Annotated in this window: 27 protein-coding genes; 13 read left to right on the forward strand and 14 right to left on the reverse strand. The window is 68.9% G+C overall.

All coding sequences use genetic code 11. The features are described from left to right. Positions 1–179: 179 nt before the first annotated feature. Positions 180–1,676 carry a cobyric acid synthase gene (locus KBY88_RS07960; RefSeq protein WP_254939387.1) on the reverse strand — a complete coding sequence of 499 codons (1,497 nt, stop codon included), beginning with the start codon at positions 1,674–1,676 and terminating at the stop codon, positions 180–182. Between the two features lie 44 nt (positions 1,677–1,720). Continuing rightward, positions 1,721–2,137 (reverse strand): Npun_F0494 family protein, encoded by a 417-nt coding sequence (locus tag KBY88_RS07965; protein ID WP_254939388.1) that lies wholly within the window; start codon positions 2,135–2,137, stop codon positions 1,721–1,723. 69 nt (positions 2,138–2,206) lie between these two features. Here KBY88_RS07965 and KBY88_RS07970 point away from each other — a divergent pair, with 69 nt between their 5' ends. Then, positions 2,207–2,773 (forward strand): Maf family protein, encoded by a 567-nt coding sequence (locus KBY88_RS07970; RefSeq protein WP_254939389.1) that lies wholly within the window; start codon positions 2,207–2,209, stop codon positions 2,771–2,773. A 128-nt stretch (positions 2,774–2,901) separates the two neighbouring features. Here the strand turns inward: KBY88_RS07970 and psbC are convergent, their stop codons facing one another. Then, positions 2,902–4,290, reverse strand: a complete 1,389-nt coding sequence (psbC, locus tag KBY88_RS07975; RefSeq protein ID WP_254939390.1) for a photosystem II reaction center protein CP43 — start codon at positions 4,288–4,290, stop codon at positions 2,902–2,904. Beyond that, positions 4,274–5,332, reverse strand: coding sequence for a photosystem II reaction center subunit D2 (gene psbD / locus KBY88_RS07980; RefSeq protein WP_254939391.1), 1,059 nt, complete (start codon positions 5,330–5,332; stop codon positions 4,274–4,276). Before psbD ends, psbC begins: the two co-directional genes overlap by 17 nt. A gap of 225 nt (positions 5,333–5,557) precedes the next feature. Here psbD and KBY88_RS07985 point away from each other — a divergent pair, with 225 nt between their 5' ends. Together KBY88_RS07985 and KBY88_RS07990 are read left to right on the forward strand one after the other, a co-directional pair. Then, complete coding sequence (locus tag KBY88_RS07985; protein WP_254939392.1) at positions 5,558–6,136, forward strand: photosystem I assembly protein Ycf4; 579 nt, start codon at positions 5,558–5,560, stop codon at positions 6,134–6,136. A 1-nt stretch (position 6,137) separates the two neighbouring features. Beyond that, positions 6,138–6,833: a peptidylprolyl isomerase gene (locus tag KBY88_RS07990; protein ID WP_254939393.1), complete on the forward strand. Its 696-nt coding sequence runs from the start codon at positions 6,138–6,140 to the stop codon at positions 6,831–6,833. Between the two features lie 44 nt (positions 6,834–6,877). On the opposite strand, the gene ilvN is transcribed toward KBY88_RS07990, so the two are convergent. Continuing rightward, positions 6,878–7,408: an acetolactate synthase small subunit gene (gene ilvN, locus KBY88_RS07995; protein WP_254939394.1), complete on the reverse strand. Its 531-nt coding sequence runs from the start codon at positions 7,406–7,408 to the stop codon at positions 6,878–6,880. Between the two features lie 24 nt (positions 7,409–7,432). After that, positions 7,433–8,380, reverse strand: coding sequence for an alpha/beta fold hydrolase (locus KBY88_RS08000; RefSeq protein ID WP_254939395.1), 948 nt, complete (start codon positions 8,378–8,380; stop codon positions 7,433–7,435). Between the two features lie 40 nt (positions 8,381–8,420). Between KBY88_RS08000 and KBY88_RS08005 the strand changes: the two genes are divergently transcribed. The 4 genes from KBY88_RS08005 (at position 8,421) to KBY88_RS08020 (ending at position 11,087) form a co-directional block, all read left to right on the forward strand. Next, positions 8,421–9,614 carry a N2,N2-dimethylguanosine tRNA methyltransferase gene (locus tag KBY88_RS08005; RefSeq protein ID WP_396102833.1) on the forward strand — a complete coding sequence of 398 codons (1,194 nt, stop codon included), beginning with the start codon at positions 8,421–8,423 and terminating at the stop codon, positions 9,612–9,614. A gap of 61 nt (positions 9,615–9,675) precedes the next feature. Further along, positions 9,676–9,774, forward strand: coding sequence for a cytochrome b6-f complex subunit PetM (gene petM / locus KBY88_RS08010; RefSeq protein ID WP_011933540.1), 99 nt, complete (start codon positions 9,676–9,678; stop codon positions 9,772–9,774). A gap of 69 nt (positions 9,775–9,843) precedes the next feature. Further along, a complete protein-coding gene (locus tag KBY88_RS08015; protein ID WP_254939397.1) occupies positions 9,844–10,806 on the forward strand; it encodes an NAD(P)H-binding protein in 963 nt (320 codons plus the stop codon). 65 nt (positions 10,807–10,871) lie between these two features. Continuing rightward, complete coding sequence (locus KBY88_RS08020) at positions 10,872–11,087, forward strand: DUF8669 family protein (protein WP_254939398.1); 216 nt, start codon at positions 10,872–10,874, stop codon at positions 11,085–11,087. Here the strand turns inward: KBY88_RS08020 and KBY88_RS08025 are convergent. Both KBY88_RS08025 and KBY88_RS08030 read right to left on the reverse strand, forming a co-directional pair. Then, a complete protein-coding gene (locus KBY88_RS08025; protein ID WP_254939399.1) occupies positions 11,084–11,746 on the reverse strand; it encodes a pseudouridine synthase in 663 nt (220 codons plus the stop codon). The genes KBY88_RS08020 and KBY88_RS08025 overlap by 4 nt on opposite strands. A 17-nt stretch (positions 11,747–11,763) precedes the next feature. Then, the gene (locus KBY88_RS08030; protein ID WP_254939400.1) at positions 11,764–12,018 is read right to left on the reverse strand and encodes a Nif11-like leader peptide family natural product precursor; all 255 of its coding nucleotides are present in this window, start codon (positions 12,016–12,018) and stop codon (positions 11,764–11,766) included. 218 nt (positions 12,019–12,236) lie between these two features. Here KBY88_RS08030 and infA point away from each other — a divergent pair, with 218 nt between their 5' ends. Further along, on the forward strand, positions 12,237–12,542 hold the full coding sequence (gene infA, locus KBY88_RS08035; RefSeq protein ID WP_514130638.1) for a translation initiation factor IF-1: 306 nt from the start codon (positions 12,237–12,239) through the stop codon (positions 12,540–12,542). A 32-nt stretch (positions 12,543–12,574) separates the two neighbouring features. Here the strand turns inward: infA and trxB are convergent, their stop codons facing one another. The 3 genes from trxB to KBY88_RS08050 form a co-directional block, all read right to left on the reverse strand. Further along, the gene (gene trxB / locus KBY88_RS08040; RefSeq protein WP_254939402.1) at positions 12,575–13,978 is read right to left on the reverse strand and encodes a thioredoxin-disulfide reductase; all 1,404 of its coding nucleotides are present in this window, start codon (positions 13,976–13,978) and stop codon (positions 12,575–12,577) included. Between the two features lie 63 nt (positions 13,979–14,041). Continuing rightward, on the reverse strand, positions 14,042–14,293 hold the full coding sequence (locus KBY88_RS08045) for a DUF8673 family protein (RefSeq protein ID WP_254939403.1): 252 nt from the start codon (positions 14,291–14,293) through the stop codon (positions 14,042–14,044). A gap of 94 nt (positions 14,294–14,387) precedes the next feature. Then, on the reverse strand, positions 14,388–15,857 hold the full coding sequence (locus KBY88_RS08050; RefSeq protein ID WP_254939404.1) for a DEAD/DEAH box helicase: 1,470 nt from the start codon (positions 15,855–15,857) through the stop codon (positions 14,388–14,390). Between the two features lie 62 nt (positions 15,858–15,919). On the opposite strand from KBY88_RS08050, the gene KBY88_RS08055 reads away from it, so the two are divergent. The 5 genes from KBY88_RS08055 to KBY88_RS08075 all read left to right on the forward strand — a co-directional run bounded on the left by KBY88_RS08055 (position 15,920) and on the right by KBY88_RS08075 (position 20,623). After that, positions 15,920–16,585: an SDR family oxidoreductase gene (locus KBY88_RS08055; protein WP_254939405.1), complete on the forward strand. Its 666-nt coding sequence runs from the start codon at positions 15,920–15,922 to the stop codon at positions 16,583–16,585. Positions 16,586–16,694: 109 nt separating this feature from the next. Continuing rightward, complete coding sequence (locus tag KBY88_RS08060) at positions 16,695–17,864, forward strand: NAD(P) transhydrogenase subunit alpha (RefSeq protein WP_254939406.1); 1,170 nt, start codon at positions 16,695–16,697, stop codon at positions 17,862–17,864. Then, entirely contained in the window at positions 17,861–18,160 is a 300-nt protein-coding gene (locus KBY88_RS08065) for an NAD(P) transhydrogenase subunit alpha part 2 (protein ID WP_254939407.1), read from the forward strand. The genes KBY88_RS08060 and KBY88_RS08065 overlap by 4 nt, the downstream gene beginning before the upstream one ends. After that, complete coding sequence (locus tag KBY88_RS08070; RefSeq protein WP_254939408.1) at positions 18,157–19,557, forward strand: NAD(P)(+) transhydrogenase (Re/Si-specific) subunit beta; 1,401 nt, start codon at positions 18,157–18,159, stop codon at positions 19,555–19,557. The genes KBY88_RS08065 and KBY88_RS08070 overlap by 4 nt, the downstream gene beginning before the upstream one ends. Continuing rightward, entirely contained in the window at positions 19,523–20,623 is a 1,101-nt protein-coding gene (locus KBY88_RS08075) for a YheT family hydrolase (RefSeq protein WP_254939409.1), read from the forward strand. Before KBY88_RS08070 ends, KBY88_RS08075 begins: the two co-directional genes overlap by 35 nt. Positions 20,624–20,641: 18 nt before the next feature. Here the strand turns inward: KBY88_RS08075 and KBY88_RS08080 are convergent, their stop codons facing one another. From KBY88_RS08080 to KBY88_RS08090, 3 genes are read right to left on the reverse strand one after another with little or no spacing between them, the layout of a single operon-like run. Beyond that, entirely contained in the window at positions 20,642–20,875 is a 234-nt protein-coding gene (locus KBY88_RS08080; protein WP_254939410.1) for a hypothetical protein, read from the reverse strand. 31 nt (positions 20,876–20,906) lie between these two features. Beyond that, a complete protein-coding gene (locus KBY88_RS08085) occupies positions 20,907–21,293 on the reverse strand; it encodes a (2Fe-2S) ferredoxin domain-containing protein (RefSeq protein WP_254939411.1) in 387 nt (128 codons plus the stop codon). Beyond that, positions 21,293–22,534 carry a 1-deoxy-D-xylulose-5-phosphate reductoisomerase gene (locus KBY88_RS08090; RefSeq protein WP_254939412.1) on the reverse strand — a complete coding sequence of 414 codons (1,242 nt, stop codon included), beginning with the start codon at positions 22,532–22,534 and terminating at the stop codon, positions 21,293–21,295. Before KBY88_RS08090 ends, KBY88_RS08085 begins: the two co-directional genes overlap by 1 nt. Positions 22,535–22,596: the final 62 nt, after the last annotated feature.

Below are 22,596 nucleotides of genomic sequence, written 5' to 3' on the forward strand. Positions count from 1 at the left end.
CAGGCCCCTGCCCCTGGGCAGCCTCTGGGCGGTGAAGGTGCCGGTGACATCGACCGGCTGTTGGCGGCCGGATGGAGTACCCGGGCCATCACCAGCTCGTACGTGAACCTCGGCCAAAGCTGCCTGATGATCATCCTGACGTTCTACGGTCTGCGCCAGTGGCAGGCCCATCGGGGCCATTAGGGCGGGCCCAGCAGCGGCGCCAGATCGACGTGCGCTTCGAAGGCATCCGCGAGCCGATCGAGCAGGGCTTCCCGCTGGCGGCCGTGGTGGGGCTGGCGCTCGCTCAAGGGAAGCAATCGGCGCCGCTGGCGGAGCTGGTTGAGCCAGCGGCGCCGCCAGGGCCCCGCTTCGAACACACCATGCAGGTAGGTGCCCGCCACCTGACCGCCGCAGTCGCCCCAGGGAAGCCACCAGCCCAGGCCCCCATCGCTCGCCAGCGGCTGAGCCGGAGCTCGCCCGTGGTCCAGGGGGCCGGTGGCGCCCCGGTGCAGTTCGAAACCCTCCAGCTCCAGGGGTGATCCCGGCGGCCAAAGGGCCGTCGCGCGGTGCTGGCGCAGGGTTTTACTAGCGCCAAAACGGGTGCGAAGCGGTAGGAGCCCCAGACCCTTCACCACGCCAACGGTGGGCACTCCCCCCTCCAGGCCATCGGGGTCGAGCAGCTCGGCGCCCAGCATCTGCATGCCGCCGCAGAGCCCGAACACGTGGCCCCCGCCGGCCAGGTAAGTCTTGAGTTGCTCCTCCAGCCCCGCTGCTTTCAGCGCCTCCAGATCGCGCAGAGTCTGTTTACTGCCAATCAGCAGCAGGGCATCCGGTTGGCCTAGGGGGTCTCCGGGGCGGATCCAGCGCAGCCTGACGCAGGGTTCCGCCTCCAGGGGATCAAGATCCGAGAAGTTGCTGATTGAAGGCAGGCGCAGCACAGCGATCTCCAGTTCCGCCTGGGGTTTGCGCGGCTTGCGCTCCAGCAGGTCAAGGGAATCTTCAGGTGGAAACAGCTCATCGAGCCAAGGCATCACACCCAGCACCGGCAGTCCCGTTTCCCGCTCCAGCCAATGCCGGCCCCCATCGAACAGTTCGCGGCGGCCGCGGAAGCGATTGATCAGCAATCCCTTGATCAAGGGGCGCTCCACCGGCCGCAACAGGGCCAGTGTGCCGACGATCTGGGCGAACACCCCGCCGCGCTCGATGTCGGCCACCAGCAGACAACGGGCCCGCAGAAACTGGGCCAGGCGCAGGTTGGTGAGATCCCTGGGCTGCAGGTTCACCTCCACCGGGCTGCCCGCGCCCTCCAGCACCAGTCGGCCGCCGGGGTGGGCCGAGCGCAGCGCATCGAGCCCCGATCGGATGGCCTTCCAGCCCGGCTTGAACCAGTCGCGGTAGTAGTCCTCGGCGCGGGCGACCCCCACCGAGCTCCCCAGATGGATCACTTCACTGGTGCTGTCCCCCTGGGGCTTGAGCAGCACCGGGTTCATGGCCACCTCGGGCTCCAGCCCGGCGGCCCAGGCCTGCAGCGCCTGGGAATAGGCCATCTCTCCGCCGCTGGGATCCACCCAGGCGTTGAGGCTCATGTTCTGCCCCTTGAAGGGCAAGGGGGTCTCGCCCCGACGCTTGAGCACCCGGCAGAGGGCGGCGGTCATCAGTGATTTACCCGCGCCGCTGCTGGTGCCCAACACCATCAAGGGGCTTGGGCCGCCCCCGGTGGCCAACGGAACCGGAGTTCTCACAGGGGCCAGTGGCGGCGCAGGGCGTCGCGGAGTCGGGCGAGGGGGCCGGCGCTGGGGATCTCACCGGGCCATTGACGCAGCAGCTCCCGGCCCATGGGGGTGAGCCGCACCCGATCGGTGAGGCCTTGGCCATCCACCTCCCAGCGGATCAACCCAAGGCGAATCAACCAGGCCAGGTGATCCTCAGCGGCTCGACGGCTCAGGGGCCGCCCTCTCAACGTGGGCACGGCCTCCGCGGCACTGAGCAGTTCGGCGTCCACGCCTCCCGCCGCCAAGCGCTCATAGAAGGCACGGCGAAAGGGCAGGCAGCCCATGGCCCGCCAGGCCCGCGCCCGGGAGTGCCGATCGCCGTCGATCAGCTCCGGATGGGCCTCTGGGGCGGGCCCCTTGGTAGGAGGTTGGGTCAGGCTCACGTGGGGAAGGCGGGTAGGCCTCTGCCAACTGCTGCCATTCTCAGGGGCCGCCTGGCTCGAACGTCGCCGATGCTTGTGCTCGCCTCCGCCTCCCCCGCCCGCCATCGTCTGCTGGAGCAGGCCGCCATCCCCCACCGGATCCGCGTCAGCGGCGTCGATGAGGAGGCGATCCCGGCCGCTGAACCGACCGAGCTGGTGCGGCGTCTGGCCCAGGCCAAGGCCGAAGCGGTGGCAGCACTGGAAGGGGAGTTGGGGCCGCTGCCGGTGCTGGGCTGCGATTCACTGCTGACGTTCGATGGCGAGGTGTTTGGCAAGCCCCGGGATGCCACCGAAGCCGAGGCGCGCTGGCACCGCATGGCCGGCCACTGGGGGGAACTCCACACGGGCCACTGCCTGCGGTGTCCCGGCCGTGCGCCGCTGCTGTCCACGGTCACCACCCGGGTGCTGTTTGCTCCGCTAGGGGCCGAAGAGATCAGCACCTACGTGGCCAGTGGTGAGCCCTTGCAGTGCGCTGGGGGCTTTGCCCTCGAGGGCCGCGGCGGTCTGCATGTGGAGCGGATCGAGGGCTGCTTCAGCAACGTGATCGGCCTGAGCCTGCCGCTGTTGCGGCGCTGGCTCCTGGTTGTGCGGACTTGACCCGTACCGCGCCGCTCGAGACCTCTGCAGAAGGCCACAACCCTGATGGTCGGGGCTGGCCGGTTCGCCATAAAAAACCCCCCGACGAAGCGGGGGGTTAAGGGATTGATGGAGCCTGGAAGCCGGGCTCAGTCGAGGTCAGGCATGGCCAGGGTGGGCTCGGCCTGACGGTCGATGCCCTTCTCAAATCCAGCAGCGGCGGCGCGGGCGCGACCGGCGTGCCAGAGGTGACCCACTAGGAAGAAGAAGGCGAGAATGAACTGAGTGGCCGACAGCCACTGGCGAACATTCACGAAATTCACCGAGTTTGGTTCGGTGATGATGCCGCCCACCGAGTTAATGGAGGCGTTGGGGGCGTGGGTCATGTATTCAGCCGCGCGGCGCACTTGCCAGGGCTGAATGTCGTTCTGGAGCTTGTCGAGGCTCAGGCCATTGGGGCCGCGCAGGGGCTCCAGCCAGGGGCCACGGAAATCCCAGAAGCGCATGGTTTCACCACCGAAGATGATCTCGCCGGTGGGGGAGCGCATCAGGTACTTGCCCAGGCCAGTGGGGCCCATGGCCGAACCGATGTTGGCGCCGAGGCGCTGGTCGCGCACCAGGAAGGTGAAGCTCTGGGCCTGGGAGGACTCGGCGTTGGTGGGGCCGTAGAACTCAGAGGGATAGGCGGTGTTGTTGAACCAGATGTAGGTGCTAGCAATGAAGCTCATCAGGCTCAGGGCGCCGAGGCTGTAACTCAGGTAGGCCTCACCGTTCCAGATGAAGGCGCGACGCACCCAGCCGAAGGGCTTGGTGATGACGTGCCAGATGCCACCGAAGATGCAGATCAGGCCGATCCAGATGTGGCCACCGATGATGTCTTCCATGGAGTTCACCCCGATGATCCAACCTTCACCGCCGAAGGGGGCACGGGTGAGATAACCGAAGATCACTCCGGGGCTGAGGGTGGGGTTGGTGATCACCCGCACATCGCCGCCACCGGGGGCCCAGGTGTCATAGACACCGCCGAAGAACATCGCCTTGAACACCAGCAGCAGCGCACCGACACCCAGAAGGATGAGGTGGTAGCCAATGATGTTGGTCATCTGGTTCTTATCGCGCCAATCCTGGGCGAAGAACGCGGAGTAGTTCTCGAGGATCTCGGGGCCGCGGAGGGCGTGGTACAGGCCGCCGAGACCGAGCACGGCAGAGCTGATCAGGTGCAGCACCCCCACCACAAAGAACGGATAGAGATCGGTGACCTCACCACCGGGGCCGACGCCGTAGCCAAGGGTGGCCACGTGGGGAAACAGGATCAGGCCCTGTTCGTACATGGGCTTGTCGAAGGTGAAGTGACTCACTTCGAACAGCATCATCGCCCCAGCCCAGAAGACCATCAGGCCAGCGTGGGCCACATGGGCGCCCAACAGACGTCCAGAGAGGTTGATGAGGCGGGCATTGCCCGCCCACCAGGCGTAACCGGTGGAGTCGAGGTCCTTGCCCCCGACCGACACCAGGTTGGGATTAGAGAGCGTTACCACGGGGCAGAACCTCTTCGGGGAAGATGAAGTTTTCGTGAGGCTGGTCAGCCGGTGCCATCCAGGCACGCAGACCTTCGTTCAGAAGAATGTTCTTCGTGTAGAAGGTTTCGAATTCGGGGTCCTCCGCGGCGCGGATCTCCTGCGACACGAAGTCGTAGGCCCGCAGGTTCAGCGCCAGGCCGATGATGCCGATGCTGCTGGTCCACAGACCCATCACCGGCACGAACAGCATGAAGAAGTGCAGCCAGCGCTTGTTGGAGAAGGCGATCCCGAAGATCTGGCTCCAGAAGCGGTTGGCGGTGACCATCGAGTAGGTCTCCTCTTCCTGGGTGGGCTCAAACGCCTTGAAGGTGTTCGCCTGCTCGGAATCCTCAAACAGCGTGTTCTCCACCGTGGCGCCATGGATGGCACACAGCAGCGCACCGCCCAGAATCCCCGCCACACCCATCATGTGGAAGGGGTTCAGCGTCCAGTTGTGGAAGCCCTGCAGGAACAGCAGGAAGCGGAAGATCGCCGCCACGCCGAAACTGGGAGCGAAGAACCAGCTGTTCTGACCCAGCGGGTAGATCAGGAACACGCTCACGAACACCGCGATCGGGCCCGAGAAGGCGATCGCGTTGTAGGGGCGGATGCCCACCAGCCGGGCAATCTCGAACTGACGCAGCATGAAGCCGATCAGAGCGAAGGCACCGTGCAGAGCCACGAACGGCCAGAGACCTCCGAGCTGAACCCAGCGCACGAAATCACCCTGGGCCTCGGGGCCCCAAAGCAAAATCAGGCTGTGCCCAAGGGCATCGGCCGGAGAACTCACCGCGGCGGTGAGGAAGTTGCAGCCCTCCAGGTAGCTGCTGGCAATGCCGTGGGTGTACCAGGAGGTGGCGAAGGTGGTGCCGGTCAGCCAGCCGCCCAGAGCCAGATAGGCCGTGGGAAACAGCAGCAGACCCGACCACCCCACGAAAACGAAGCGATCGCGCTTGAGCCAGTCATCGAGGACGTCGAACCATCCCCGGGCCGAAGGCGCGCGCCCTACAGCAATCGTCATGGGTGGGAAAAGGAGCCGTGCGGGGTGGAAAACCCGCGGGCAGTGGGTTACCGGGCGATGGTAACAACGCTGCAGGCGATCGCGAGACAGGTTGAAACGCCCCGACACCGCTCACCCCGCGGGGCTTTTAGGTATTTCTTCCCATGACCGATGCCCTCCGGAGCGTCGGTGGGGCCCCCGCGGCGCGAAGATGACGATCCGCCGCCCGCCAGGCTTCCTCCACCCATGCCCTCGGTTTCCCCCTCCGCCTCCCCCGGAGCCCAGGCCTCGGCCCCTCAGCTCCTCCAGCAGGCCGTGCTTGGTTCCCGTCGCGTCTCCAACGTGCTTGTGGCCGTGCTGGTCAGCACAGGCGGCGTGGGCTTCCTGCTCACCAGTCTCTCCAGTTACCTCGGCGTGGATCTTCTGCCGATCGGCCACCCGGCCGAGCTGCTGTGGGTGCCCCAGGGGCTGGTGATGGGGGCCTACAGCCTCGCGGCCATCCTCCTGTCCACGTATCTCTGGACCGTGATCGGCCTGGACGTGGGATCAGGGGTCAACCGGTTCGACAAAGGGGCGAGCCAGTGCACGATCACCCGTCGGGGCTTCCGCCAGTGGATCCAGGTGGACCTCCCCCTGCGCGAGATCCAGGCGGTGAAGGTGGAGGTGCGTGAGGGGTTCAACCCACGCCGACGCCTCTCCCTGCGTGTTCAGGGGCGCCGCGATCTGCCACTCACCCGCGTCGGTGAACCGATCAGCCTCACGGATCTGGAGCAATCCGGAGCCGAGCTGGCCCGTTTCCTCAACGTGCCCCTCGAAGGGATCTGACATGCGAACCGTGAATCTCTTGCTGGCCGTGGTGCTGGCCCTCTGCCCTCTCACGCTCTCGGCCTGTGGAGCGGAGCAGCCCCAAAGCAATCTCGGTTGCGCCTCTGGGGCCCTGGCCTGCCTCAGTGGCACGGCTGTGGTGGCACTGTCGACCAGCAAAGGGGAGGTGCAGGTGCAACTCGATGGCAAGGCCGCCCCGCTCACGGCGGGGAATTTCGTTGATCTCGTGCGCCGAGGCGCCTACGACAACACGGTGTTCCACCGGGTGGTGCGCGAACCGGTGCCCTTCGTGGTGCAGGGGGGTGACCCCCAGAGCTCCGATTCCAAGGTGAACCCCAGCCAGTACGGCCTGGGCAGCTTCATTGACCCCGCCCTCGGGCAACCCCGCTTGATCCCCCTGGAGTTGGCCCTCAAGGGTGACGAACAGCCGCGGTACGGCCAGGTGACGGAGAGCCCCGGCCAGCTCAAGTTGGTTCATGAGCGCGGGGCCCTGGCGATGGCCCGCTCGGATGACCCCAACTCGGCCAGCGCGCAGTTTTACATCGCCCTGCGCGCCCTGCCCGAATTGGACGGCCGCTATGCGGTGTTCGGGCGAGTGATCAAGGGGATGGACGTGGTGGATCGGATCCAGCAGGGGGACAAGATCACCAAGGCCAGGTTGCTGGAGGGGGGCACCCTGGTGAAGGGCAAACCCTGACGCCCCTCGCGCCTCGCGGCCTGGCCAGGGAGCGCAGGCTCCGCTCAGGTCGGCACGCGCTTGTCTGAGGCGATCACTTTGAGATAGGCGGTGTTGACGCCCGAGGCCCGCTCCAGCGCGACCTTTCCGGTGCGGGCGATCTCAAGGATGCCAAAGCTCTCAAGCACCTGCTCAAGGGCCGCCAGCTTTCCCGGATCCCCCACCACCTCGAGGGTCAGGGCGGTTTCGGCCACATCAACGACATTGGCACGGAACACCTGGGCCAGATCCAGGATGGTGGCGCGGTTCTCCGGTGGGGCGGAGACCTTGAGCAGCATCAACTCCCGCTCCACCACAGGAATCCTCGAGAGATCGAGCACGCTCAAGACATTGACGAGCTTGTTGAGCTGCTTGGTCATCTGCTCAAGCGTGCGGTCATCGCCCTCCACCACCATGGTGAGCCTGGATTTGCCGCGCTGCTCAGCGGGTCCCACGGCCAGGCTCTCGATGTTGAAGCCGCGGCGGGCGAACAGGCCGGAGATGCGGCTGAGGGCTCCGGACTCGTCCTCCACCAGCACCGAGAGGGTGTGCTTCATGCCCTGAGCGGATCGCCCCCCAAACTACGTGTTGGCCGGTTGCTTCTGGCGCTCCAGCCAGCCCAGCAACGGCGGGTTGAAGCGCTCGGGCGCCTCATCGTGGGGGCAGTGGCCGAGTCCGTTGAGCACCTGCAGCTCCAGATCGGGTTTGTGGCTAACCAACCGATGGGCCACCGCCACGGGCACGAGTTGATCCTTCTGGCCCCAGAGCACCAGAAGCGGTTGAACCATGCGTTCGAGCAGCGGGGCAGCGGTGGCACCGCGGGGTCGCAGGGCCATGGCGATGCTCATGCCCCGCAGGGCCCAGGCCGCGGTGGGTCTCTGGGCCGGCCGGGCGATCAGGCGGCGCAGGTCGTCGTTGATGGCGCGGCGGTCGGGGTAGGCGGCGGCCAGGGCGAGATCCAACAGCACCGTGCGGGCGATCAGGGGTAGAAGCAGTTCCAGGGGCAGCGCCGTGCAGAGCAGCACCGCCAGGGCTTGCCGTAGCCGGCGCCGCCAGGGCGGCCGCCGCCGCGGGATCGGCATCAGCAGGGTGGGATCGGGCAGGGGCGCCACCGCCACGGCCCGCACCCAGGAGGGCGTGAACACGGCGGTGGTGACCGCCACCAGACTGCCGAGGGAGTTGCCCACCAGCACCGCCGGCCGGCCCACCACCTGCTCAAGGAAGGCGCCGCACTGGCGCGCCCAGAAGCGGTTGTCGAGGCGCAGGCCGGGCTGGTCGGAGGCGCCGAAGCCGATCAGATCGATGGCGTAGACGCACCAACCCGCCGCCACCAGGGGGGCCGCCGTGAAGCGCCAGTGGCCACTGGCGGCCCCGAATCCGTGAATGAGCAGCACCGCAGGACGGCTCTCTTCCCCCAGCACCCGCCAGTGGCAGGCCAGGCCGCGCCAGCGCCAGGTGCCATGGCGTCCCCAGCCGCATCCCTGCGTTGCGACAGGCTGGGCGAGGCTTGTCGTCACGGGTTCGGCCATCGCGATCGAAGGCTCTCACTATTGCGAAGCCGCCGTGCGGGTGCGCACGGGCGACGGCTTCTTTCGGCCCCAGTCCCGCCCTTCGAGGGATCTCGGGGTGCTGCTGGCCCGGTGGCTGCGCGCTGAACACGGGCGCCTGCGGGTGCTGGATCTGATGGCCGGCTGCGGCATCCGCGCCCTGCGCTACGGGCTTGAAGCCGGGGCGGAGGCGATCTGGGCCAACGACGCTGACCCGGAGCGCCTGCCACTTCTGGAGACCAACCTCGCTCCCTTGGCCGGCCCAGACGGCGCCGGAAAGGCTGATCCGGAGCGGGTCCGGTGCACCGCGCGCACCGCCCAGCAACTGCTGGCGGGCTGCCTGCTGGAGCGACGCCGCTTCGAGCTGGTGGACCTCGATGGCTTCGGTTGCCCCACAGCCCTGCTGCCGCTGGCCCTGGAGGCGGTGGCCTTCGACGGGGTGCTCTACCTGGCCAGCACCGATGGCCGCTCCCCCACCGGCCACGACCGGCCGGCGGCGATTCGCTCGCTCGGGGCGGCGGCCCGGGCCCACCCAGCCAGCTGGGAGCTCGCCCTGCGCCTTCAACTGGGGGTGATCGCCCGCAGTGCCTGGGCGATGGGTCGGGGGATGCGGCCCCTGTTCTCGTTCAGTGAGGGCCGTACCTTCCGCACCGCCGTGCAGCTCAGGCGCCGGCCTGAACCTGGGGAGGAGACGAACCTGGGGCTGCTGGCCCACTGCCATGGCTGCGGCGATCAGCAGGCGCAGAGCCTGCTGAGGCTTCGCGGCTGGGCGCCCTGCGGCTGCGGCGCCTCGGCAACCGGTGCGGCCCCCTCGTCGATCAGCGGACCCCTCTGGATCGGCCCGCTCCAGGAATGCTCCGCCCTTGGGGCGATGGCGATCGACGGAGGCCGCAGCGGGGCCGAAGGGGCAAGCGCAAGCCTGGGGCGCGAGGGGGCTCGGCTGTTGGCGGCCCTGTCCACCGATCCGGGACTTCCCCCCCGTTGCTGGCCCCTGGCCGAGATCGCCCGGCGGCTGGGCAGGGGCCCGCCACGGTTGGCAGCGTTGCTGGCGGCCCTGCGGGCCGACGGCTGGCAGGCCTGCTCCAGTGCCGTGATGGCCGCCCAGGTGCGCACCGATGCCCCCTGGCCCCGACTCTTGGAGCTTGCTCAGGTTGTGGGCCCTGGCCAGACCAGCCCTGCGGCTGGGGTTGCGGATGACAAAGCACCCGGAGCCTGAACCAGGGGTACGTGTCGTGACCACGGGACGCTAAACAGGTAGGGAAACCGATTCCTTGGGCATGGCCTCTGAAATCTTCGGCATCGCGGCTGTCTTCTGGGTGCTGATCCCGGTGGGTCTCGCTGGAGGCGCCCTGCTGCTCAAGCTGCAGAAAGACTGAGCGCCAGGAGGCGAACGCGCCCTCCACCCCTGAGCCCTAGGCTCAGGCCCCTTTCTCCACTTCACCTTCATGAAGGTTCTGGTCGTCGGTGGAACGGGCACCCTTGGCCGCCAGATCGCCCGCCATGCCATCGACCAGGGCCACCAGGTGCGTTGTGTGGTGCGCGCCCCCCGTAAGGCCCATTTCCTGCAGGAGTGGGGTTGCGAACTCACCCGCGGCGACCTGCTCGAACCGGCCAGCCTCGACTACGCCCTGGAGGGCCAGGAGGCGGTGATCGATGCGGCCACGGCCCGCCCCACCGACAGCGCCTCCCAGCAGTCGATCGACTGGGACGGCAAACTCAACCTGCTGCGCTCCGCCGATGCAGCCGGTGTCAAACGCTTGGTGTTTCTCTCCCTGTTGAGGGCTGAGCAGCACCCCACAGTTCCCCTGATGGAGATCAAGGCCTGCACCGAGCAGCTCCTGGAGCAGTCCGATTTCGACTACACGATTCTCCGCGGTGTCGCCTTCATGCAGGGGGTGATCGGCCAGTTTGCGATCCCGGTGCTGGAGAGCCAGACGGTCTGGGTGAGCGGTACCCCAACCCCGATCGCCTACATGAACACCCAGGACGTGGCCCGCTTTGCCGTCGCCGCCCTGGGCCGCCCTGAAACCGTGCGCCGCGCTTTCCCTGTGGTGGGCCCAAAGGCCTGGAACACGGGCGAGATCGTGCAGCTCTGCGAGCAATTGAGTGGCCGCTCGGCGCGGGTGTTTCGGGTGCGGCCGATCCTGATTCAGTGGATGCAGGCGCTGGCGTCGTTTTTTGAACCCGGCGTGAACGTGGCCGAACGGCTGGCGTTTGCGGAGGTCACCGGCGGCGGCGAACCCCTCGATGCGCCGATGGAGGAGACCTACGCCGCCTTCGGCCTCGATGGGGCCGAAACCACCCGGCTGGAGGATTACCTCAAGGAGTACTTCGATCGCATCCTCAAGCGGCTCAAGGAGCTGGACACCGACCTGGACAAGTCCGCCAAGAAGAAACTGCCCTTCTGATTCATCAGGGCCAGCCTGGGCCGCCAGTACATCTGTACGATAGCCGTGGTTGTCCGCCGCCGCCGATGTCGATCTCCCAGGTCAAGAATCTCCAGCGCCGCCTGCTCAACTTGGAGCAGGAGGCGATCGATGAGATCAACCGCGCCTGCGGCCATGAGCTCTGGGTGAGCCTGGGCTTCGATGCCCTCGACACCCTCGAGGACCCGGCCCGCCGGGCCCGGGCGAACTACTACTACGGCCAACTGCAAACCGCCCGCGAACTGCAGCAGGTGCTGGCCTAGGCCCGACGGCCTGGCCTGGGCTTCCCTGGCGGCCCCGCGCGGCCCAGGCGCCGCAGCCGCTGGGCTTCGTTCAGGTTCACCCCCCGCCACTGACCGGGGCCCAGGCCCGAGAGATCGAAGGCTGGGCCACCATCCAGCAGATCAATTCCCACGCGGATCAGGCGCAGGGTGGGCAAGCCCACCGCGGCGGTCATGCGCCGTACCTGACGGTTGCGACCCTCGCGCAGTTCAATCTGCAGCCAGGCGCTGGGCACCTTCAGCCGGTGCCGGATCGGCGGTGTGCGTGGCGGCCAATCGGGGTCCGGCAGAAGCGCCGCCCTCGCCGGCAGGGTCAGCTGGCCCTGCACCAGCAGCCCCTGGTTCAGCCGTTCGAGCGCCCCATTGGTGGGGGTGCCCTCCACCTGGGCCCAGTAGCGGCGCCAGTGGCCCCAGCGAGGGTCGGTCAGCCGCTGCTGCAGCCGCCCGTCTGCGGTGAGCAGCAGCAGACCCTCGCTGTCGGCATCAAGCCGACCGGCGGCATAAACACCGGCCACGGGAATGTGCTCCGCCAGAGTGCCCCAGACGCTGCCGGGTTCGGGGCTGAACTGGCTCAGCACCCCGTAGGGCTTGTGGAACAGCAGGGTGGTGGGTTGCGCCTGCGGCTCGAAGGCCTGGGTCACGGCGACTCCCCCAACGCTCAGTCGGCGTCAGAGACGCCAAAGGAATGAAGCAGGGCATCACCCCAGGTGTCGAGGCGCTCCAGGTGATCGTCTTCAGCCCCGCCCATGGTGCTGGCCTGATGGCGGAGCAGAGTGGCCTGGCTGAAGGCGTGGCCGTGTTCACCCGCCAGGGCCACCACCTCACCAGGGCCCTTGGCCTGGCTCACCTTCTCCCTGAGCTGTTGATCGGCGGCCAGCAGGGCCGAGAAGGCATGCAGGGAGGCGCGTGACATGACAGCCGCAGAGGGGACGACGTCAGCCTGGCACGGCCCGCTGGCGCTGGCGGGTGCCTGAGCTCAGCCGCGTTTACCCAGGAGACCACGGACCTTCCAGAGGTTCACTGCGCCGATGGAAATCAGCAGCAGGCCCAGATCCATGCTCAGGGGCGGGACGATCACGGGCGCGTGGCTGCAGGTGGCCGGACCCTAGGCCCGCAGGGGCGACATCTAAGCTGAAACCATTCACGGACTTTCAGCCGCCCTACCGCATGATCGAGACCTCCGGCGTGATTGAGAAGGAACAGGGGAACGGGTTCTACCTGGTCACACTGGAGCAACCGGCCGGTCATCAGTGCCTGTGCCGCGCGGCGGGCAAGCTCACCAAGTTCAGAATCAAATTGCTGGCGGGCGACAAGGTGCTCGTGGAGATCAGCCCCTACGACCTCACCCGCGGGCGGATCACCTATCGGGAACGCAATGTCGGCGCCGGCGGGCCCCGGCCGGGCGGCAACCGCCCCGGCGGACCCCGGCGCCGCTGAGCGGGCCCCAGCCCCGCTGGGAGCCAGGAGGCTCAGGCCAGGCAGGCCTCGATGGCGCTGCGGAATTCGCTGCGCTGCTTGACCCCTTTCCACTGCTGCTTGAGTTCTTTGCCGGCAAACAGCTGCACCGTAGGGGTGCCGCTGACTCCGGCCTGCTGGGCGATTTCCGGCTCAGCATCGATGTCGATTTCCACCCCTTGGGCGGCGCCGCTGAGCTCTTCGAGCACACGCTTGAGCTGGGGCTTGAGCACGTGGCAGGGGCCACAACTGGGGGAGGTGTAAACCACCAGCAGCGGCCTGGCGCTGTCGTGGTAGAGCTTCCGCAGGGCGTAGCCGCCTTTTTGCCAGCGGGCCTCGGCATCAAAATTCTCGGCGTCGCTGGTGGCGGTGGGAGCGGGTTGATCGGCGGGGGCGGGCTCAACTGATTCCCGGGCCACGGTGGTGGCCAGCTGGTGGTGGCTGAGCCAGCGCTCGGCCGCCAGGGCCGCCTGGCAGCCGCTGCCAGCGGCGGTGACGCCTTGGCGCCACTCGGCATCGGCCACATCGCCGGCGGCGAAGACCCCTTCGACGCTGGTGGTGGGTTGCCCAGGCGTGGTGACCAGGTACCCGCGCGCGTCCAACTCCAGTTGTCCCTTGACCAAGGTGGTGTTCGGGGTGTGGCCGATGGCATAGAAGAGGCCGCGCACGGCCAGCTCCCTGGTGGCGCCGCTGGGGCGATCGCGCAGGCGAAGGCCGGTGAGCCACTCCTCCCCCAGGGCATCGACGGGTTCACTGTTCCAGTGGACCGTGATCGCAGGGTTGGCGAGAACCCGGTCGGCCATGGCGGCGCTGGCCCGCAGGCGATCGGAGCGGACGATCAGGTGCACATGGCTGCCGTACTTGGTGAGGTAGACGGCCTCTTCGCAAGCGGAATCACCGCCCCCCACCACGGCCAGCTCGGCATTGCGGAACTGGGGCGTGGCCCCGTCACAGATGGCGCAGGCGCTGATTCCGGCACTCCAGAGCCGGTCTTCGCTCGGAAGCTGCAGGCGGTTGGCGCTGGCGCCGGTGGCGAGGATCAGGGCATGGGTACGGATCTCTCTGCCCTCCACCCGCACGCTGAAGGGCCGCTCGGTGAGGTCGATCGCCTCTGCATCCGCCTCCAGCAGATGGGAGCCCCAGCGCACAGCCTGGGCTTTGATCCGGTCCATCAGATCGGGCCCGAGGATGCCATCGGGGAATCCGGGGAAGTTCTCCACGTGGGTGGTGGTCATCAACTGCCCCCCCGGGATCCCACCGGTCTGGAAGCCGGTGATGACCAGGGGCGCCAGGTTGGCCCGGGCGGCGTAGATGGCGGCGGTGTAGCCGGCGGGGCCGGATCCGACGATCACGAGGTTCTCGACGGAGGTGGTCGCCTCACCGTTCGGACCAGGGGCGGCCTGGGCGTCGGGCACCATCGACTTATGTGAAGTGGGTATGACTTGACCCTAGGTGATGGCTGCTTGGCCTGAGGTCAATGCTCAGATCTCTAGCAGACCGTCCTGCTGACGGGGGTTGGTGGGGGAGGGGCCCGATTTTCCGGGGTTCTTGGGCACCATCTGAACCGTGGAGGCCAGGCGCTCGGGCTGCTCTTCCAGGCAGAGCAGCCACTCGCCGAATTCCTGGGTGATGGCGTAACTGTCTTCAAAGCGCTCGCTGGCGTCGAGGGTGCCGATTCGAGCCATCGCCCAGTTCACCGCCACGGTGAGCCTGCGGTAGGCGGATCCATTCATGGGTCCCTCTGGGCTGGCACCACGCTGGTCGTCCATGGGGCGATTGGAAGGTTGGTTCGCAGAACGTCGCATTTTTTTGGGGTCCGTAATGTAATCAGGACTGCAGGAAGCCGGGTAACTGGGGACCGCTCAAGCGCAGAACGGCCCCGGCACGGTCCGCAAGGGCTTGCAAAGGAAGGGCGGGTGCCGATGCGCCGCCACCACTGGGGGCCTCCGGCCGGGGGCGGCTGCGGACCACGTAGGGCTCCACCAGTGACCAGGTGCGGGCGTAGCTGATCAGCAGCGGATCGGCCGGGGCATAAATGTAAGAAGGCTGCCGCGGGATCGCTTCCAGGGGCGAACGGCTGCCATCCATGCGCACGGCGCGGGTGATCGCCTGCACAAAGCGGCTACGGGTCACCACCGTGGTCAGGTAGGCCACCACCCGCAACCGCGGGGCATCAAAGCCTTCGGCACACATGTCAATGCTCACCAGCCAGTCGGATTCCCCCACCTGGAAGGCCGCCAGCCGCTGGGCGGCCTCCGGGTCCTGGGAATGCACCAGTTGCACGCGGTCTCCTTCTTCCTCCAGCAGGCCGCTGATGCGGCGGGCGTGGGCGATGTCGCGGGCGATCACCAACCCACCTGCCTCCGGATGCCCCAAGCGCACGCGCTCCAGGCGGGCGCGGGCACCCAGCAGCAGCCGCAGGGCGATGCCGCTGGCATCCCCCAGGCGGATCGCCCGGCGCAGGTTGCGGGCGCGCCAGCTCTCGCGCTCCTCGGCCGAAAGCGGGGAACACTCCTGCTCGCCCCCACGGGCGCCCCCACGGCCGTGGTCCACCCAGCCGTCCTGGAAACGGAACTCCAGGGGACGCACATCGCCAGCGGCGATCAGTTGCCGCGGCTCGACGCTCAGATCGGGTTCGATGCGCCAGGCGATCTGGCCTTCCTCCTGCACCTCCACCCGCCGGGCGGCGCAGAAGGCCAGGTTGTCGGCGCGAAACGGAGTGCCCGTGAGCCCCAGGCGCAGGGCGGCCCGTTCGGTGAGGCTGGTGAAGGCATGGCCCCAGGCGGTGGCCTGCGGTTCCTCAGGATCGACCCCGAGGTGATGCACCTCATCGGCGATCGCCAGCACCTGAGCCATTCCGGCCTCCGCGAGCGCCTGCTGCAGGGCCAGGCGGTGACGTGCCGCCCCCTGGTAGGTGAGCAGCAACCCTTGCCAGGGTTCGCGTGCCGTCTGGGGGGCCAGATCCTGCGGTTGCTCGGGGTCCCAGTCCCGCAGCCGCAGCCCCAGCCGCCCGGCGGCGGCGCGCCACTGGCCAGCGATTGAGCTCCGGTGGCAGAACACGAGGAAGTGGCTGAGCTGACCCTCCTGGTGCAGGCGCTGAAAGCTCATCAGTGCGCCCAGGGTCTTGCCGGCACCAGGGCCGGCGTGGATCAGCACGTCGTGGCCGGCTGGATCGGGGCGCCCCAGGCGCCGGCGCAGCAGCTCCACCAAGTGGCGCTGCCACTGGCGCGGCTGCGGCGCAGGCGGGACCCCGGGGGCGGGTCGCGCCGCGCGGAGGTCAAAGGAGGGAGCCGCCATGGCGCCATTGTGTCGGCAGCGGCCACCTCCCTAGAACGGGACTCGTTGGCAGAGGAAATGGGATGGGGCGATTGGCGGTGAGCGGGGCCTCCGGCAAAACCGGCTGGCGGGTGGTGCAGGAGGCCCTTCGGCGCGGCTGGGCGGTGCGGGCGCTGGTGCGGCCGGACTCCGAGCTGCCCGAGGGTCTCGAGGGTGCCGAGGTGGTGCGGCTGGAGCTGGGGGATGGCCCGGCCCTGCGCGCCGCCCTCGACGGGGTTGACGCCCTGGTGATCGCCACCGGCGCCCGCCCCTCGATCGACTTGACGGGCCCGCTGCGGGTCGATGCCCTGCTGGTGCGGGCCCAGGCCGAGGCCTGCCAGGCGGCGGGGGTGCGCCGGCTGGTGCTGGTGAGCTCGCTCTGCAGCGGCAGGCTGCTGCACCCGCTGAATCTGTTCGGTCTGATCCTGCTCTGGAAGGGGCTGGGGGAGCGCTGGTTGGCAGGCAGCGGCCTGGATTGGACGGTGATACGCCCGGGGGGGCTCAAGGAAAGCGAGGAGAACCTGGAGGCGCAGGGCATCCGCTTCTCCGGCCCGGACCAGCAGGAGAGCGACAGCATCCCCCGGCGCCTGGTGGCCCGGGTGACGCTCGATGCCCTGGGGGATCCGGCGGCGATCGGGCGGATCATCGAAATCACCAGCGGTGAGGCGGTGCCACGCCAGGAACTGAGCAGCTGGCTCCAGGCCTCCTGAGGCCGCCTGAAATCAATTGTGTGCCGGACTGCGCACAAAGCCCCCCCGCCCGTTGCACGGGGCGCTGGGATTGTCGATCACTGAAGGCAGTCCCATCAGCGAAGCCTCCTTGACCACAGTTTTGGTTCCGCGGGAGCGGCGCTCCGGGGAGACCCGGGTGGCGGCCACCCCTGAAACGGTGAAGCGCCTGATCGCCCGGGGCGCTCGGGTCTGGATCGAAGCCGAGGCCGGGCGAGCAGCGGGCTTCAGTGATGCGGCCTTCGAGGAGGCGGGGGCGGAGGTGTTCGCCAGCAGCGACAGCCTCGAGCGCTGGCGTCAGGCCGATGCGGTGCTGGCGGTCCAGGCGCCGTTGCTCTGCTCCGAGGGGGGGGATGGCGGCCTGGAGGCCCTGCCGGCGGGCAGCCTCGTGCTGGGCCTGTTGGATCCCTACCGCAACCAGGCCCTGATCGATCAGCTGGAGCTTGGTCGGGTGTCGTCCCTGGCGCTGGAGCTGCTGCCGCGGATCAGCCGGGCCCAGGCGATGGATGTGCTCTCCTCCCAGGCCAACATCGCCGGCTACAAGGCCGTGCTGCTGGCGGCCGCGGCCCTGGACCGCTTCTTTCCGATGCTGATGACGGCGGCCGGCACGGTGCAGCCCGCCAAGGTCGTGGTGCTGGGCGCCGGAGTGGCGGGCCTGCAGGCGGTGGCCACGGCCCGGCGGCTCGGAGCGGTGGTCCGGGTGAGTGACGTGCGCCCGGCCGCCCGCGAACAGGTGGAATCGCTCGGGGCCCGGTTCATCGAGCCACCCCAGCTGGAGGAGGCTCCTGGTGAGGCGGGGGGCTATGCCCGGGAGGCCGGAGCCGTGTTCCAGGAGGCCCAGCGTCAGATCCTCGCCAAGCAGCTCGAGGACGCCGATGTGGTGATCTGCACGGCCCAGGTGCCCGGCCGGCCGGCGCCGCTGCTGATCACCGAGGCGATGCTGGCGGGGATGCGCCCCGGGTCGGTGGTGGTGGACCTGGCGGTGGCCCAGGGGGGCAACTGCGCCGCCAGCCGCGCTGAGGCCGATGCGTGGGTGGGCGGTGTGCGCGTGATCGGGGCGGGCAACCTGGCGGCCACGGTGCCTCAGCACGCCAGCGCGCTCTACGCCCGCAACCTGGCCGCCCTACTGGAGGTGGTGCTCAAGGAGGGCGCGATCCACATCGATCCGGAGGATCCCTTGCTCGACCCCTGTCTGCTCACCCATGGGGGGGCCTGCCGCCGCCCCGATCTACGTCCCGCCCGCCAGGAGGCCACAGCATGAGCGAAACGTTTTCCCTTTCCGAGGCCCTCTGGGTGCTGCTGCTGGGCAGCCTGCTGGGCTTCGAGCTGATCGGCAAGGTGCCCCCCACCCTGCACACCCCGCTGATGTCGGGGGCCAACGCGATCAGCGGCATCACCCTGCTGGCGGCCCTGGCCCTGATCGGTCAGGCCCCGACCCCGGCCCTGCGCCTGGTGGGGGCGGTGGCCCTTGGCTTTGCTCTGTTCAACGTGGTGGGAGGTTTCCTGGTGACCGATCGGATGCTGGCGATGTTCCGCCGTCGGGGGCCGGCCTCATGAGCCACCTCGCGATCGATCTGGGGGCCGTGCTGCTGCTGGCCCTAGGGCTCAAGGGCCTCTCGCGGATCCGCACCGCCCGCTGGGCCAATGGCCTGGCGGCGGCGGCGATGGCCCTGGCAGTGGTGGGGCTGTTGCTCGACCAGGGCCTGGCCGGCTGGCCGTGGATGCTGCTGGGGCTGGTGCTGGGCAGCAGCGTGGGCGCCGTGGTGGCCTACAAGGTGCCGATGACCTCGATGCCGGAGGTGGTGGCCCTGTTCAACGGCTGTGGCGGTGTGGCCTCGCTGCTGGTGGCGCTCGGCGCCTCGGCCCTGCCCACGCCCCTGGGCCTGCTGGCGGTGGTGTCGGTGCTGGTGTCGGTGCTGGTCGGCTCGATCACCTTCAGCGGTTCGATCGTGGCGATGGGCAAGCTGCAGGGATGGCTGCCGACCCCCGGCTGGATGCTCCTGCCCCAACGCCATGGGGTCAACATCACCCTGGCACTGCTTTGTCTGACCAGTTCCGTTCTGGTGCTCAACGGTCTGCCGGCTGGTCTGCCGGCCCTGACGGTCTTCTCCCTGCTGCTCGGGGTCGGTCTCACCCTGCCCGTGGGCGGCGCCGATATGCCTGTGGTGATCTCGCTGCTCAACTCCTATTCCGGCGTGGCGGCGGCGGCGGCGGGCTTCGTGGTCGGCAGCCAGCTCCTGATCGTGGCCGGCGCCATGGTTGGGGCGGCCGGGCTGATCCTGACCCAGGTGATGTGCACGGGCATGAATCGCTCGCTCACCTCGGTGCTGTTCGGCGGTGCCCTCGGCGGCGGCGCCACGGCCAGCGGCGACGGGGACCAGGGTTACACCTCGGTCACCTCCTGCAGCGCCGAGGAGTGTGCCCTGACCCTTGAGCAGGCGGAGCGGGTGGTGTTCGTGCCGGGCTACGGCCTGGCGGTGGCCCAGGCCCAGCACGGGCTCAAGGAACTCGCCCGGTTGCTGGAGCAGCACGGGATCGAGGTGAGCTACGCGATCCACCCGGTGGCGGGACGCATGCCCGGCCACATGAATGTGCTGCTGGCGGAGGCGGACGTGCCCTACGAGCAGCTGATCGAGATGGAGGTGATCAACCCCGATTTCCCGCGCACGGATGTGGTGATCGTGCTGGGGGCCAACGACGTGGTGAACCCCCAGGCCAAGAACGACCCCAGCAGCCCCCTCTACGGGATGCCGGTGCTGGAGGTGGATCAGGCGCGCTCGGTGTTCGTGGTCAAGCGCAGCCTGGGCTCGGGCTACTCCGGGATCCGCAATTCCCTGTTCGAGTTGCCCCAGACCTCGATGGTGTTTGGCGATGCCAAGCAGGTTCTGCTAGCTCTGACCCAGGAGCTGCGGGCGCTGGGTGTCGGCAAACAGGCGGTGGGAGCGACCCCCTGAGGGGATCGTCGCCAGTCTGGGGCTGAGGGCGTTCCGGCCCCGGGCCCCCTGGTGGGGGGCTGACCTGCAGACCCTGCGCGACACCCTGCGCCAGACGACCTTGCCCCCTGAGCACGGGGAGCCCTTCGAGGTGCCGATCGGCGGCGGCGACCGACTGCTCGCCCTGCTGGACCGCCCCACCACCATCCCCCGGGCCCTGGTGCTGCTCGCTCCGGGTCTCGGGGGCCACAGCGAGGGGGAGGGGGTGGGCCGGCTGGCCCTGGGCCTGCAACGGGCGGGGCTGGCGGTGCTGCGCCTCAACCTGCGCGGCGCGGGGCGCGGGCGGCCCCTGGCCCGGGGCACCTATGCCGCCCAGGGCAACCGTGACCTGGCGCCCGTGCTGGCCTGGGCCCGCCGGCTGGCGGCCGATTTGAGCCCTGCCCCGGGGCCGCCGGTGCCGCTGCTGGGGGCGGGCATCTCCATGGGCGGCACCCTGCTGCTCAACGCCGTGCTGGATCCGGCGCTGCGCGCCGAGGGCCTGGCGGCCGATCGGCCGTTGCTCGACGGTCTGGTGACAATCAGCAGCCCCCTCGATCTGCTGGCCTGCGCCCGGGTCATGGAGCGTCCGCGCAACCGCGTCTACGTGAACTGGCTCCTGCGCAGCCTGCGCCGCCAGACCCTTGCCGATCCCTACGGGGTGACGGAACAGGAGCGCTCGGCCCTGGCGCAGGTGCGCACGATTCGCCAGTTCGACGCGGTGATCACCGCCCCCCGCTGGGGGTACGACTCGGTGGAGCACTACTACGCCGAGGCCAGCCCCCTGGGCCGCCTGAGGGCTGCACTTGAGGGCGGCTCAACCGCGGTTGGGCTCCCACCCACCCTGGTGCTGCACGCCCAGGACGACCCTTGGGTGCCGCCTGATCCGGCCCAGGATCTGCTGCGAGCCCTGGATGGGCGGCCCGCGGGATCGCTTCAGGTGGTGCTCACCCGGGGCGGCGGCCACAACGGCTTTCACGCCCCCGAAGGTTGCTGGAGCGACCAGCTTGCGACCCGCTGGCTGGAGCACCTGGCCGACGGGGCCCGTTGAGTCAGCCTTGTCGCCGGCTCAAACTCCGGGGGGCTCCAGGCGGGGGTCGGCCGCCACCAGTCGCTCGATCAACAGAGCCCGGTTCTCTGGATGCCCCGACACCGTGAGCTCGCCACTGCCTGCCCACCAGTTGAGTCGCTCGCCACTGTCGAAGACGAACTCCTCGAAGGGACCCTCATGGAGCCAGTGGCCCGGTTCCCCCAGCAGGGCCACCAACTCCTTGAGCTCTTGCAGGCTTCCCTGGAAGTTCACGGGCTGCGCTGCGGCGGGGCTTGGCTTGAGCTTAAGGCGCCTCAGCGGCAGAGAACGGTTCGAACGGCGTGCGACGCAGCACCCAGTCCTCGATCACCTGGCCGCCGATCAGGTGCTCGCGCACAATCCGCTCCAGCCGTTCTGCGCTCGCTTCGCCGTACCAAATGCCCTCAGGCCAGACCAGCAGAATCGGGCCGCCGCTGCAGTGGCGCAGGCAGTCCACCTTGGTGCGCAGCACGATTCCCCCGATCCGGCTCGGGTTCTCGAGGTCGTGCTCGCGCACCAGGGCCTTGAGCTTCTCCCAGCTGGCGGCCCCCACGGCGGGGTCACAGCAGACCGGGCGGCTGGGGGTGGCGCAGAGCAGCAGGTGATGCTGGATGCCCATGGGGCCCTTGGCCCCTTCAGCTGGCAAGGCCATCAGGCGATGAGCAGCTGGGCGGTGGCGGTGGCGGCCGCCTCGCGCACGGCGGCCCGGGCCCAGCCATCAACGGCGAGCACATCCTCGAGGCTGGGGTCCGCGCGCAGATCGGCGCCGTGGCGTTCACAGATGCGCTCGATCAGCCGCGGGATGTCGAGGAAATGGATCCGTCCGTCGAGGAAAAGGGCCACCGCCTGCTCGTTGGCGGCATTGAGCACCGCCGGCATCGTGCCGCCGGCGCGGCCGGCGGCGTAGGCCAGCTCCATGCAGGGGTATTTGGCCCGGTCGGGGGCACGAAACGAGAGCGTGCCCACCTCGGTGAGATCGAGGCGGCGCCAGGGGGTGGCGAGGCGATCGGGCCAGCTGAGGCAGTAGAGGATCGGCAGCTTCATGTCGGGCCAGCCCAGCTGCGCCAGCACCGAGGAATCCGCCAGCTCCACCATCGAGTGGATGATGCTCTGGGGGTGAATGACGATCTCGATCGCATCGAAATCGAGCCCGAAGAGGTAATGGGCCTCGATCACCTCCAGCCCTTTGTTCATCAAGGTGGCCGAATCCACGGTGATCTTGCGCCCCATGGTCCAGTTGGGGTGGCTGGTGGCATCGGCGACGGTGGCCTTGGTCAGATCGGCAGCGGGCCAGTCGCGGAAGGCGCCGCCGGAGGCGGTGAGCTGGATCCGGCGAAGCCCCGGGGTGGGCACCCCCGTGGAGAGGCGGGCGCTGTCGGCCCAGGGGGTGCCCTGGAGGCACTGGAAGATCGCCGAGTGCTCGGAATCGGCCGGCAGCAGCCGGCTGCCGCTCGTCTTGAGCTCCGGCAGCACCACCGGGCCGGCGGCGATCAGGGTCTCCTTGTTGGCCAGGGCCAGATCCTTCCCGGCGCGGATCGCCGCCAGGGTGGGCAGCAGACCGGCGCAGCCGACGATGCCGGTGACCACCAGATCGGCCGAGGGCCAGGCAGCGGCGGCGCAGAGTCCATCGGAGCCCCCAAGCACCTCGGGCAGCGGCCCGGGGCGCTGGCCAGGGTTGAGATCCTGCAGGCGCTGGCGCAGCACCGCCACCAACTCGGCATCGGCCAGGGCCACCACCTCGGGGCGGTGCTCGATGATCTGCTCGATGAGCAGGTCGAGATTGCGGCTGGCCGTGAGCGCCACCACCTTGAAGCGCCCGGGGAATTCCGCGGCGATCTCAAGGGTCTGGGTGCCGATCGACCCGGTGGAGCCCAGCACGCTGATGGCTTTCACGGGAACGGCGGCACGGGGTTGGCGCCCAGTGTCCCACCGGAGCCCCAGGTGCGGCGCCGCTG

The organism is Cyanobium sp. Morenito 9A2, from assembly GCF_024345575.1.
In the GTDB taxonomy this organism is placed as follows: domain Bacteria; phylum Cyanobacteriota; class Cyanobacteriia; order PCC-6307; family Cyanobiaceae; genus ATX-6F1.